Here is a 12,323-nt window from a genome sequence, read left to right on the forward strand (position 1 = left end):
TAGGAGAGCAAGGATGCAGGACGATCCTGTCGTTATCGCTGGCTATGCCCGCACCCCGATGGGGGGTTTCCAGGGCGCGCTTTCGGCGCTCAAGGCCACTGAACTCGGCACGGTGGCGGTCAAGGCCGCTGTCGAGCGCGCGGGCGTGCAGCCGGACGCTGTGGACCGCATCTATATGGGCTGCGTGCTTCCCGCCGGGCTTGGTCAGGCGCCCGCACGGCAGGCGGCGCTGGGCGCTGGCCTTCCCCGGTCGGTCGAAGCCACCACGGTCAACAAGATGTGCGGATCGGGCATGCAGGCGGCGATCATGGCGGCCGAAGCGATTGCCGCGGGCGGGGCCGGGATCATCGTCGCGGGCGGCATGGAAAGCATGACGAACGCGCCCAAGCCCTGCCCCGCCTGTCCGCTCTGGCACGCCAGGCGATGGAGAAATGCCGGTGAGCGGCGCGCCTGTCCTCGTCATGCCGGAAACAGCGTCAACCAGCCTCCTCGGCGATCTCGTCTAGCGCATGGATGTCGCCGCGTGCCCAGGCAGCGACCCGCGGATCGTTCAGGTCGAACTGAGGACAAAGATCAAAGAAGCTCTTGGCCGCAAGCGCTATTCGGCGCAGCCGGCGCGGCGTGTGCGTGGTCAGATCCGGGCGGCTGTGTTGAAGCGCGATATTGTCCCAGATCACCAGGTCGCCATCATGCCAGCGGTGTTCATAGACATTCTCCGGCGCATAGAGGGTCGAGAACAGCTCCTCCAGGAGGTTCTCGCCTTCCTCCTGCGGCAGTCCGCCGATCCTGGCGGTCTGCATCTGGCTTACATAGAGCACCGGCTCTCCAGTCTCCGGGTGCGGCAGGATCGCCGGACGGGTCTGCTGCGGGAAGAACGGGGGCAGCGTATAGGCAAGCTGACGATGCGATTGCACCGGCGAGATGAGCGCGACCGCGTCCATCTCCGCCACACGCGCGCGAAGCGCATTGGGGAGCAACGTCACCGCGCGGGTGGCGCTGGCGAAACGCGTGGCGCTCTGCCCTGGATTGACCTCCAGTGCGTAGAGCGAAAGCCCCTTGAAGGGTTCGGGGGTAAAGGAAAGGTCGCTGTGCCAGCAGAGCGGCCCCGCTCCAAGATTGCCGTCCGACGATATCTCCCGATACTCGCCCCTTGAACCCAGAACCGGCCCAATATGGGCGAGCAGCGCTGCATGCTGATCTTCGGTGATGGACTGGTTGCGGAAGAGAAGCAGCTTCTCCCTGTAGAAAAGGTCGCGAAGCGCCTCCCCCTCGCCCTCGCTCATTGGAACGGAAAGGTCACGCACCACCTCGACCCCGAAGGGCTCCAAGGCTTTTGTCTCGAACGGGGAATTTCCCTGCATGCTTCATCTCCAGTTCGGCGCCACGGCCTGTTCGGCCTGACCCGCTGCTGCTGTGTGAATCCTGATGTCGCGCCCGGCCTAAGGCCCGCGCCCGCCCACGCTTGTGTCCGGGCTGACCTGCACGAGCAGCTTGCCGCCGCCCGACTGTCCGCTCAGGCAATCCGCCAGCGCCTGCGGCACCTCTTCGAGGCCGTGATAGACCTGCTGACGATAGGCCAGCGAACCTTCGCGCCAAAGCCGGACCACTTCCTCCCGGAAAGCGGGATAGTCATCCTCATAATCGAGCACGACAAATCCCTGAACGCGAAGGCGTTTGCCAAGGATCGTGCCGGTCGGCAGGACGCTCTGCTCCGCGCCGCCATATTCCGCCGCCATCCCGCACACGATCAACCGGCCGAAGGGCTTCAGCCTGTCGAACACAGGGCGCTGGAGGAAACCGCCTGCATTGTCGAAATAAATGTCCACTCCCGCAGGCGCGAGCCGGTCGAGCGCTGCGCCGGCATCCTCGGCCTTGCGATCGATGCACGCGCGCGCGCCGAGCGTCTGCACGAAATCGCATTTGCTGGCGCCGCTGGCTATGCCGATCACGTCCAGCCCCTCCCGCTTCGCAAGCTGAACCACCATCATCCCGACCGCGCCTGCGGCCGAAGATACCACGATCGTCTCGCCCGCTTTCGGGTCCGCTACCCGGCGGTAACCGCACCATCCCGTGAAAGCCGATCGGCCGAGCAGGCCAAGATCGGCCTCGATCGGCAACTGGGCTGGATCAAGCTTGATAGATGCATCGCCATGGATCGCTTCGTAGAGCTGGCAATAGCGGCCGCCGAAGACGAAATCTCCCGGCGCATAGTCAGGGTGGCGGGACTGGATCACCTCGCCGACCGTCCCGCCCGCGAATTTGGACATGGACGGGACAATGCCCGATCGCATCCGCTCGCCTATGCCGATGCGCGTTGGGTTGGGCACATCATCGTCCGCGCCACCGACGCGGCCAGCCCCTGCTCCCTGCGCGACATCCGGCGCTTCTCCCTTGTAGGGCAGCAGCGGCCGGACCCCCGGCGCGATGCTGATGTAGATGGTGCGGACCAGCAGCTCCCTGTCGCCAATCTCAGGCATCGGCAGCGGCTCGACCGCGAAGTCTTCCGCAACGGGCAACCCGTCGATCGGCCGGGCGACGCGCAACACCCGGTTGGCATCGGCAGCAGGCATGTTCATGGCACCGCTACCGGCGTGACGAAATCGATTTCGGCCTTCACGATATAGTCCTCCACTGCCTGCCCCTCGCTTCGTGACGCGTCGATCGAATAGGCGCCCGTGGCAGGGTCGTAGTCGGTCCGGCTGACGGTCTTGCGTTCGGGATCGGCATAGTAGCGGGCAGCGCCTTCTGCGAAATTGTCGTGGCTTATCGCCCAGGTGAAAATGCTATTTTCGCGATCGGCGTAGGCGAAAGGGATGTCGAAGCCACAGCGGCGGCGGATCAAGGCGATCCGCTCCCAGACCCTCATATAATCGTCCCAACGATCTGGGGCGATCCAATAACGCTTCAACTGCGTCGCCCGACCCGCGATGGGGATTTCGTTCATGATGAAGCTCCCTGGGGAAGCCGCTGTGCGGAGCCGCGCACCAATTTGCCTGGACGCGCCTCGGTCGGCCGGTCGTTCCAGCGGATCGGCACGCCCGAAACAAGCGTCGCGACATAGCCTTCAGCGTCCTGCGTCACTCTGCGCCCGCCAGCCGGCAGGTCATGGCTCACACGCGGCGACAGCAGCTTCAAGCGATCGAAGTCGATGATGTTGAGATCGGCTTTCAGGCCCGGAGCGATCCTCCCGCGATCGTTCAGCCCGACAGCGGCGGCCGGATCGGAGGTAAGCCCCTGTACCACCTCAGACAGGCCAAGACGCGGACCCTTCTGCCGGTCCCGAACCCAATATTGGAGCATGAAGGTGGGCAGGCTTGCGTCGCAGAGAAAGCCAAGATGCGCGCCGCCATCGCCCAGACCGTAAACCGTATCCGGGTGCGACAGCATCTCGCGCGAAGGCTCCAGATTGCCGTAGGCGAAGTTGACGCTGGGCAGCATCAGCACGCCCTGCCCTTTTTCCGCAAGCATGGCGTCATAGGCCTCCGCCTCAGGCGTCGTGCCGCACCTTGCGGCACGCGCCGCCATGTTGTCGCTGACGTCCGGCTCATAATCGGGCGAAGCGCCCAGCGCATACATATCTCCGAAGCCGCGAATATAGTTCGCAGCGACATGATCCGACGGATCAGGCGTCTCGCTGATAATAGCGGCGCGCGTTGCCGGATCGGCCAGCGCGCACCGCCTTTCGAACGGGGAAAGCTCCGCCAGCCGTTTGAAGCTCGGCGTGAAGCTGAAAGGGTTCATCCCCATTTCAAAGCCCAGAAGCATTCCAACGGGGCGGCCGCTGACCTGACCCTTGATCGGCAGTCCGTCCGCGCGGCATCTTTCCAGCCAGCGCAGCACGGTGCGCCATTTTTCGGGCGAATGGTGCCATTGCATCAGGGAGATCGACAGTGGCCGCCCCGACCGCTCCACGATCCGGCGGATCATCGCGAGTTCACTCTCTACATCGTCGAGATCGGAGACGAGTTGCAACACCCCATGCCCGCTTGCCGCCACCGCCTCGGCAATGGTGGCAAGCTCCTCCTCAGCCGCTTCCAGGGTCGGAATGTGGGTGCCGTCGCTCGACCGGTGATTGATCGTGCGCGAGGTCGCAAAGCCAAGCGCCCCGGCGTCCATAGCCTCCTTCGTCAGCCGCGCCATCAGCTTGCGGTCCTCCGCCGTCGCGGGCTCCCGCTGCACCGCGCGATCACCCATGGCATAGACGCGCAGCGCCGCGTGGGGCACTTGGGTGGCGACATCGATGTCGAACCGTCGCGCTTCAAGAAAATCGAGATAGTCCGGGAAGCTTTCCCAGCGCCATGGCAGTCCTGCGGTCAGCACTGGCTCGGGCAGATCCTCGACCCCTTCCATCAGATGGACGAGTTGCTCGCGGTCGCCGGGGCGGCAAGGCGCGAAGCCGATCCCGCAATTGCCCATGACAGCCGTGGTGACGCCATGGCCTGAGGACGGCGTGAGCGTCTCCTCCCAGGTGACCTGACCGTCATAATGGGTGTGGATATCGACAAAGCCGGGCGTCACTATGAAACCTGCGGCGTCGATCTCCTCCGCCCCGCGCTCATTGACGGTGCCCACCGCCGCAATGCGTCCTCTGGCGATCGCGACATCGCCCGTGAACGGTTCCCCGCCCGACCCATCGACGATGGTGCCGCCGCGCACCACCAGATCATAGACGTCAGTCACTGCCCGATCCCATAAAGCCCCGCGGCATTGTCGCGGAGGATCCAGCGCTTCTGCTGCTCACTAAGGTGCGCCGTCTGGCCCAGCAGCAACTCGCGACTCCACGGCCAGGTCGAATCGCTGTGCGGGAAATCATTGGCCCACATCAGGCGCCGCGGGTTGACCATGTCGATGACCCGGAACGCGGTCCAGTCGTCCTGAAAGGTCAGATAAACATTCTCGGCCAGATATTCACTGGGCAGCCGTTCCATGTCGCCCATCTTCATCCAGAAGCGGTGACGCTTGTAGCCGTGATCCATGCGATAGGCGAAGTGCGGCAGCCAGCCTGCGTCGGCCTCCACGCAGACGAGGCGAAGCTGCGGGTGGCGTTCGAACACGCGCCCCCACACGAAGGTGCCGACGATGTCCTGGATCGACTTGAGCAGCGCCTGGGCTGCGTTCTGCGGCGGCCCGCGATGCGCGCTAATGCGCTGGCCCGCGCTGCCGACGCTGTTTGCGCCATCCGCGCGGCTGGTCAGAATGTGAAAGCTGACCGGCAATCCGAGATCGACCGCTGCTTCCCACAGCGGATCGAAGACGGTCGAGTCATAATCCTCTTCGGTCGCGGGATTGCCGGGCATCATTACGCCTCGAAACCCGAGTTCCTTGAACCGGCGAAATTCCTCTATGGTCTCCGGCACGGAGCGCACCGCCGTCTGGCCAACGCCGAACAGACGATCCGGCGCGGCCGCGATGAACTTCTCGCTCAACCAGCGATTGTAGGCCCACATGCAGGCATGTTTGAAGTCGGCATCGGGATGGTTGCACAGGACCATGCCGACCGAGGGATAGATGATCTCGCCCGCAATGCCGTCGCGTTCCTGATCGGCGATCCGCGCTGCGCCGTCCCAACCGCCGCGGTGCAGGTCGGCGAAGCGGGTCTCGCCCTTGCGGATGTCGCGCGGGTCCTTGCCCGCTGCGGCAACGATGCCCATAGGCACCGTGCCAGGCATTCCGTCAATGACGAAGGCGTCGCCGCTATCAGTGCCTGTGGCGATGCGTGGTGCCCGATCCCGGTAAGCGGGATCGATATAGTCGATATAGCAATGCGGCGGCTCGGTGACGTGAGAGTCCGCCGAGATCAGGCCTTCCGGCAGGGTGTTGTTCTCCGCGGCATCGCTCGTGGCGCCGATGGTATCGAGTATCGGATTGACGACGGAGTTCATTCGATTTCTTCCTGTACAGAGCGATGACGGAGTGAGGAGCAGCGGCCGCACACAATCAGCAACACCGCACCGATCACCGCGTGGCTAGGCTGAACGGGCTTGCGCGATGTCCGGCCCCGACGCTGGCCGTCCATGCACCGCCGCCGGCCCCGATGAGCTTGCCGTTCCGCCGATGGAAAAATGCTCTGGGTCGGGACTGCGGCTCAGTTGCCACATGTCGATGATCCGCCAGGGGCTGGACAGATAAAGCCGTCCCTTGCTGTTCTGATAATAGCTTTTTACGCGCGGATGACCCCAGATCATATTGTCGAGCTGGCGGTCCAGCCGGTCATTATAGGCATCAAAGGCCGCCTGCCTTGGTTCTATCGTGCTTCCCTCGTGCGACAGCATCAGGTCGAGGCAACCGATGGCGAGATTGGACTGTGCTTCCGACAGGATGTTGATGCCGGCGCCATGCTGCGGCACGCTGTTGGGACCAGACAGCACGAAGAAATTGGGAAATCCCGGAACCGTAAGGCCGAGATGCGCGCGCGGGTCTTCATGCCCCCAAAGCTGGCGGATCGTCTTGCCGTCACGTCCTTCGATATGCATCGGCGCAAGCATGTCCGCCAGGACATAGCCAGTGGCGAATATGATGACGTCCAACTCGATCAGGCGGCCATCGCGCGTGATGATGCCGTTTTCGACGATCCGCTCGATGCCGCTCGTCTCCAGTTCGACATTGTCCTGCTTCAGCATGTCGAACCAGCCTGCGTCCAGGCACAGCCGCTTCGCGCCGGGGGGATAGTCCGGCGTCACCTTGTCCTTCAGGTCGGGACGGTCGGCCAGATGCTGGTCGATATAGGACAGCAGGAACTGTCGCATATGCTCGTTCGCCTGTGACACGGATACGTCCGGCATGTGCCAGTCAGGGTCCATGACGACATTCTGGTACAGCCCGTCCGAGGCGTTCCAATAAGTATAGAGGCGCCACCATTGGGCATAATGCGGAATATGCCGCATGGCCCAGCGCACCTCTTCCGGGACCTGTCCGTTCAGCATGGGGTTCGGCACGACCCAGTGTTTCGATCGCTGAAAAACGGTCAGGTGCGACGCGACGTTGGCCAATGTGGTCGAAATCTGCATCGAACTTGCGCCAGTGCCGACAACGGCGATCCGCTTGCCTTCCAGTTGAACGCTGCCGTCCCACTTGGCCGAATGCATGGATACGCCCCGGAAACTTTCATGCCCCGGAATGTCGATATCCTTGGGACGATTGTTGAAGCCGATCGCGGACATGACCGCATTGACCCGCCGCGTTTCTTCCCGTCCCGTGTCCAGCGAACGAACTGTCACGTCCCACATCGATCCGTCCGCGTCCCAGATGGCCGAGACGACCTCGGTGCGAAAGGTCGTCCGGTCACGAACGCCATATTTCCGCGCGCAATGCAGCAGATAGGCATGGTTCTGATGCCCGCGCGAGAACCAGCGGGTCCAGTCTGCGTTCAGTTCAAAGGAGAAGGAATAAAAATGGCTGGGCGTATCCACCCCCAGGCCGGGATAGCGCGTATGATACCAGGTGCCGCCGACCTCGTCATTGCGTTCGATGATCTCATAATCATAGCCAGCCTCCGCCAGCTTGGCGCCCAGCGCGATACCGGTCATGCCCGCGCCGATCACCAGGACCTTGAAATCCTTCGGCGGCGTCTTTCGCGCGGTAATATCCACCCCCTGGGCCCCGGTAAGGCCCGACTGCTCCAGCAGGAGCGGCACGAACTCTTCCGCAACATGCTCGCCAACATAAACATCCATCATGCGCCGGATGGTCGCATGAGAGGGAAAGGCGTCGGACACCGGCTCATCGCGCGTGAGGAGCGCGAAAAGCGCCTCACGAAGTTCCTCGCTCAAATCAGCCGGAATTCCCGCACCGCCACCCTGGAGTTGCGGCCGGATATGAGGCGCGAACCGGTCGAGAAATCCGCCGTCGCCGCTCAACTGCGTATAGGTCATGAGCAGCGTCGGCACATCGGCGATGGCCAGGGCATTGCGCAAGGCGGCCTCGTCGCGGATCGGCAGATGGCCCTTGGCGCTATTCGCGGTGGGCACGACCCGGAAGCCTTCGCGCTCGGCCAGTTCCTCTGGCGTCAGGTCATATGTCGTCGCCATGGTCATGCCGCCGCCCGATAGACCGGGGCTTCGGGCGGATAGATTTTCGGCGAACCGATCGCATAGTTGCGCAGCAGCGTCATCTTGAACTCTTCGTCGTGCAACGGATCGGATGGCGTCGCGATGCCGATCCCCTGCCCGCGCAGGTCACGCAGCAGCGTGTCGATCACGCGCTCATGGGTCAGGTCGTCCAGATGATCGACATGCCGCTTGAAATCCTGATAGTCGGTGAAGGTCAGCGCGGTCCAGTGGAACAGCCAGCGCAACTCCTCCGTCGCGAACCGTCCGATCACCGTGTCGCCGCTGCGCATCCGCCAGCCCGAAGCGGAGTCGGGATCGCCCTCGAACACGGAATCGAAGGTGAGGCCCGGCACCCCCCATTGATCGGGCGTGCCGATGGATTCGCCCCGGTGGAACATGGATTCATTTTCCGCGACGATCCCCCGGTTCCAGAGGGGCGCTGCTATCCGCTGCGGCGCCTTGTCCGCGCCATCGGGCCAATAGGTGAAGCCGCCCTGATCGGACGTGCGCCAGAACCAGGTCACGACCGCGACCAGCTTCGACTTATACTCTTCGAACAGGCGCGAATTGGCCATGACCGACAGCAGCCAGATCGGCGTGTTGGTGTGGCTGAGCCCCCGGAAGGAAGGCGAGTCATAATGGCCGGGGTCCTGGCACTTCATCGGCGAGGCGACGTTGAAATGCAGCTGGCGCGCGCAGACATAATCGGTCTTGCGGTAACGCCGCGCCCAATTGAGCAGCTTCTCATTATACAGCACCGCATCGGCCCCCGGGTGGAAGCTGGCGCCATGCTGGCCCAGGTCGCCCCGGAACATGGGGTCGAGGAACTGGTCCAGGGTCACCCCCTCGGCTACGGAGCCGGAGGTCGCTATCATCAGCTCCTCGGCGGAGGAAAACAGCTCGGCCGTCAGCAACCGGCGCGGCGGCCCCGCCCGCACGGCGTCAAGCAGGCCGTCAATCTGATCCGGCGTATAGACATCGTCCATCACGACCGGAGGAGCGCTGGGGATGAAGGCGGCGGCACGTTGGTCTGGGTTGATCATCGGGGACATCCTCTCTCACGCTCGTTCTTCGCGAGCGAATCCTTGAGGAAAGTATACGCTACCGTTTCCAGTTGGACAATGGGCGGCTTGCTTTTCCCTTCAACCGAAATCCCCTTATGCGGAAATGCCCTTCCTTCCTGAATTGCAGCGGATCTGCCAAGCCGCTTGAGCGTCGCCATGACGCGCCCAATATTCTGGTCCATCCGATCAACCATCGCCGCATAGACTTCCATTTTTGCGGGCTTCTATCGCCTTCTTCGGCGGGGTTAGCGACGTCCAGGGCTTCACATCGACCGGCGTATGCGGGCGAGGGTGGCGGGCACCCGCCCCAGTTGCCCCAGTTCCTTTTGCCGCTTCAGCCGCGCATCGCGCAATGCCTCATAGCCTGCATCATAGCGGCCCTTTATATTTGGCGATGACTTTGGGTGGCGCCTTGATCGGCCAGTGCGGCGTCGAATAGGGCAGATGCCCTCACCTTCGCGCCACTGCATGCATCCGCCGACCGGAGAAGCGACGGGCAAGGCTGGGCGCCCTCTTGAACCCGCTGGCCCACCCGTCGAGAAGGTTCGCCGCCATCTGGACCGGCGTCTCGGTGGACGAGATAGACGGGGCCCCTCGATCGATTCAGCGTGGCCGCGATCACCGGCACGCCATCAAGGACGCGCGTCTCGACACGCCGTCCGGCTTCGATCATGGTCGGTCGCTCACTTGGTTCTCGGTAAAGTCCGGCTCTGACGGAAGCTGCCAATCTGGCGGATTAAAGCGGACGATCAGCAATGCATCCTGTTCCCGGTTATTCGCTATTTCGGTGGCGGTCTCCCCCTTTGAAGAGGCTAAGGTCGCAACCGTCGTCTGCCGCATGTGCGCACGGGCGCTGACGCCTCTATCAGTCGAGCATGGCTGCAAACGACGAGCTCGGAGAGGTTTTGTAGGCGTGCGGTTGAGGAATGGTCGAAGCGCCGTGTTATCGAGCATGCCTATGGCACGCTACGCACGCGATCCGCGCCGCCGGTTTTTTGCTCGTTTGAAGCTTCAGGCGACAGGGCATCACGCCGCCGCCTGTCCGCTTATTTTGCCGGCTTCTTCGCCGCGATCGCCTCGATCTCAGCCATGGCGCGGCCGCCCAGCTTCGTCGGCAGGGTGATGCGCGAGGGCAGCAGCGGCTGGTCGGCCGCGCCGAAATACAAGGCATAGGCCTCGTTCGCGCCCTTGGTGTCCATGCGGCCGGTCGCCTGGTCGGGCACCAGATGCACGCGCAGCATGACGATATCGGCCATGGTCATGCCCTCGCCAGCCAGCCAGTTCCTGAACTTTTCGTAGATGATCGTGACCTGCGCTTTCGTATCGGCGCCCTCGGGGATCGGCGTGCCGCCCGAGCCGGCGGTGGTGCCGGAGATGAAGACAGTGTCATAGCCGGCCGGCACCCGAACCAGATTAGAGAGCGGGCTGCCGGGCCGCTCGGTGCGCTTGATACCTTCAGCCGAAGCGGGAAAAACGATGGCGAGGGCCAACGGCAAAGCGAGCAACAGTTTTTTCATGGGATAGTCCTTCAGGCGAAACGGTCGGGGCGGAAGGTGTCCAACAGGTCGGCTTTCGGCCCACCCAATATCTCCACGGCAGCAAGCTGGCCGATCAGGGGGCCCTGGCTCATGCCGCTGTGCATCGCCGCGACATAGACGTTGCCACAACTCGGGAGCGCGCCGACGATGGGATAGCTGTCCTTGGGCAACACGCGGTGGCCGAGGGTCACATCGCTGAGCTTCGCCTCGCCGATCGCGGGCACATATTTGCGGGCGAAGGCGAGCAGCGCCTCGCCGGTTTCCCTCGTCGCCTTGACGTCCGGCGTACCGCCGAAGCTGGAGCCTGTGACGAAACTGCCCTCCGGGTTCTGCTTGATGTTCGCGCCCGGGCCGAAAGCCAGGCGCGGCAGAGCCATGGGCTTCACCTCTGTATGCGCCAGCACGCCGGTCGAGGTGATCACCGGCACCTTCGCGCCCAGCATCGCCGCCAGCGGCTCGCAGGCGAGACCCGCCGCCAGCGCGACATTGTCGCAAGCGATCGGCCCCTTGTCGGTCAGCACACGCTTTACCTGCCCACCGGCCTGGTCGAAGCCGGTCACGCTGACCGGAAACTCGATCTTTGCGCCGTATCGTTTGGCCGCGTCGAACAACACCCGCGTCGCCAGCACCGGATCGACCGTACCTTCGGCCTCGGCGAAGCTGGCGAAATCGACCGGCCCTGGCGTCACGCCCGGCAGCAGCCGCGTAATCTCAGCCGCGCCGATCGCGCGCACCGGATAGCCCCATGCCTGCTGCCGCGCGATAGCCTCGCGCATTTTCGCGGCGTCCTCGCCTGCGGTCCAGTCGACGCAGCCTCCCCATTGCATCGGCAGCACATCTGTGCCCAATTCCGCCTGCAAGCGGTGCCAACCCATGATGCCGAGCAGGTTCAGCATATGATAGGGGCGCGGCCGCTTGGAGCCAGCGTTGAGCCAGGCGAAGCTCTTTTCGGTCGCGCCCGCGGCGGGCTTTTCCTTTTCCAGCACCGTCACCTTCGCGCCGCTCTTGGCGAGATGGTAGGCGATGACAGCGCCGATGATGCCGCCGCCAATCACCACCACCTGTCGGCTCTCGCCAACAACCTGCGCGCCGGCAAGACCTGTCCGCGCCAGCAGCAGCGCCGCGCCCGATGCACCCAGCAGGGTGCGCCTGTCGATCATCGTCATGTCAGTTTCCCTTAACTGGCCGTACGGCCTGAACCTCGATCTCCACCAGCGCCGGGCCGAACAGGCCGGCGAGCCGCGCGGTCACGCGCGCGGGCTTGTTCGGCTGCTCCGCCGTGCCGAAATAACGGCGATATGCGCGGTTCATGCCGACACTGTCAGCCTTCCCTGTCGCCTTGTCCGGCGCGAGATAGACGCGCATCATGACTACGTCGGCGAAGGTCAGGCCTTCTTCGCCCAGATAAGTCTTGAGCTTCTCCAGCACGGTGGTTGTCTGCGCCTCCGTATCGGGCACGGGTTCACCGGGCTTCAGGTCGGCGAGCACACCGGCGAAATAGAGCGTTTCATAGTCGGCCGGCACGGTAACGACGCGGGATACGGGCGCAGCAGGCGCGCCCTTGCGCGTCACCTCGGCTGCTTGGGCACCGCAGGCGAGGGTGAGTGCGAAAATCGTCGTGAATATCTTGGTCATGTCTTGCGTCCGAGCAAAAGGGACCGGCCGCCGCGAAC

11 protein-coding genes and 1 pseudogene are annotated in these 12,323 nt (G+C 63.7%); 1 reads left to right on the forward strand and 11 read right to left on the reverse strand.

Features of this window, described 5'->3' with window-relative positions; genetic code table 11:
• Window positions 1-13 precede the first annotated feature (13 nt).
• Window positions 14-397 (forward strand): annotated as a pseudogene (locus L288_RS42645) (thiolase family protein); the annotation flags it as partial.
• A 79-nt stretch (window positions 398-476) separates the two neighbouring features.
• Here the strand turns inward: L288_RS42645 and L288_RS42120 are convergent.
• From L288_RS42120 to L288_RS38415, 11 genes are all read right to left on the reverse strand, one after another.
• A complete protein-coding gene (locus L288_RS42120; RefSeq protein ID WP_021239463.1) occupies window positions 477-1,361 on the reverse strand; it encodes a TauD/TfdA dioxygenase family protein in 885 nt (294 codons plus the stop codon).
• A gap of 78 nt (window positions 1,362-1,439) precedes the next feature.
• On the reverse strand, window positions 1,440-2,576 hold the full coding sequence (locus L288_RS38375) for a zinc-binding dehydrogenase (RefSeq protein ID WP_021239464.1): 1,137 nt from the start codon (window positions 2,574-2,576) through the stop codon (window positions 1,440-1,442).
• On the reverse strand, window positions 2,573-2,944 hold the full coding sequence (locus L288_RS0122075) for a hypothetical protein (RefSeq protein WP_021239465.1): 372 nt from the start codon (window positions 2,942-2,944) through the stop codon (window positions 2,573-2,575). The genes L288_RS38375 and L288_RS0122075 overlap by 4 nt, the downstream gene beginning before the upstream one ends.
• Complete coding sequence (locus L288_RS38380; RefSeq protein ID WP_021239466.1) at window positions 2,941-4,680, reverse strand: N-acyl-D-amino-acid deacylase family protein; 1,740 nt, start codon at window positions 4,678-4,680, stop codon at window positions 2,941-2,943. The genes L288_RS0122075 and L288_RS38380 overlap by 4 nt, the downstream gene beginning before the upstream one ends.
• Window positions 4,677-5,882: an amidohydrolase family protein gene (locus tag L288_RS38385; RefSeq protein WP_021239467.1), complete on the reverse strand. Its 1,206-nt coding sequence runs from the start codon at window positions 5,880-5,882 to the stop codon at window positions 4,677-4,679. The genes L288_RS38380 and L288_RS38385 overlap by 4 nt, the downstream gene beginning before the upstream one ends.
• 84 nt (window positions 5,883-5,966) lie before the next feature.
• A complete protein-coding gene (locus tag L288_RS38390) occupies window positions 5,967-8,033 on the reverse strand; it encodes a flavin-containing monooxygenase (protein WP_236613056.1) in 2,067 nt (688 codons plus the stop codon).
• Entirely contained in the window at window positions 8,030-9,091 is a 1,062-nt protein-coding gene (locus L288_RS38395; protein ID WP_021239469.1) for a hypothetical protein, read from the reverse strand. The genes L288_RS38390 and L288_RS38395 overlap by 4 nt, the downstream gene beginning before the upstream one ends.
• Window positions 9,088-9,324, reverse strand: coding sequence for a hypothetical protein (locus L288_RS43960; RefSeq protein WP_021239470.1), 237 nt, complete (start codon window positions 9,322-9,324; stop codon window positions 9,088-9,090). Before L288_RS43960 ends, L288_RS38395 begins: the two co-directional genes overlap by 4 nt.
• A gap of 834 nt (window positions 9,325-10,158) precedes the next feature.
• A complete protein-coding gene (locus L288_RS38405) occupies window positions 10,159-10,629 on the reverse strand; it encodes a RidA family protein (RefSeq protein WP_021239471.1) in 471 nt (156 codons plus the stop codon).
• Window positions 10,630-10,640: 11 nt separating this feature from the next.
• Window positions 10,641-11,816 (reverse strand): NAD(P)/FAD-dependent oxidoreductase, encoded by a 1,176-nt coding sequence (locus L288_RS38410; RefSeq protein WP_021239472.1) that lies wholly within the window; start codon window positions 11,814-11,816, stop codon window positions 10,641-10,643.
• Window position 11,817: 1 nt separating this feature from the next.
• On the reverse strand, window positions 11,818-12,285 hold the full coding sequence (locus tag L288_RS38415; RefSeq protein WP_021239473.1) for a Rid family hydrolase: 468 nt from the start codon (window positions 12,283-12,285) through the stop codon (window positions 11,818-11,820).
• Window positions 12,286-12,323 lie beyond the last annotated feature (38 nt).

This window comes from Sphingobium quisquiliarum P25 (assembly GCF_000445065.1).
GTDB lineage: Bacteria > Pseudomonadota > Alphaproteobacteria > Sphingomonadales > Sphingomonadaceae > Sphingobium > Sphingobium quisquiliarum.

Coding starts and splice junctions, on each gene's coding strand:
- L288_RS38390 (WP_236613056.1), bottom strand. CDS start 8,033: ATGACCATGGCGACGACATATGACCTGACGCCAGAGGAACTGGCCGAG.
- L288_RS38410 (WP_021239472.1), bottom strand. CDS start 11,816: ATGACGATGATCGACAGGCGCACCCTGCTGGGTGCATCGGGCGCGGCG.
- L288_RS38385 (WP_021239467.1), bottom strand. CDS start 5,882: ATGAACTCCGTCGTCAATCCGATACTCGATACCATCGGCGCCACGAGC.
- L288_RS38405 (WP_021239471.1), bottom strand. CDS start 10,629: ATGAAAAAACTGTTGCTCGCTTTGCCGTTGGCCCTCGCCATCGTTTTT.
- L288_RS38395 (WP_021239469.1), bottom strand. CDS start 9,091: ATGATCAACCCAGACCAACGTGCCGCCGCCTTCATCCCCAGCGCTCCT.
- L288_RS38415 (WP_021239473.1), bottom strand. CDS start 12,285: ATGACCAAGATATTCACGACGATTTTCGCACTCACCCTCGCCTGCGGT.
- L288_RS38375 (WP_021239464.1), bottom strand. CDS start 2,576: ATGAACATGCCTGCTGCCGATGCCAACCGGGTGTTGCGCGTCGCCCGG.
- L288_RS42120 (WP_021239463.1), bottom strand. CDS start 1,361: ATGCAGGGAAATTCCCCGTTCGAGACAAAAGCCTTGGAGCCCTTCGGG.
- L288_RS0122075 (WP_021239465.1), bottom strand. CDS start 2,944: ATGAACGAAATCCCCATCGCGGGTCGGGCGACGCAGTTGAAGCGTTAT.
- L288_RS43960 (WP_021239470.1), bottom strand. CDS start 9,324: ATGGAAGTCTATGCGGCGATGGTTGATCGGATGGACCAGAATATTGGG.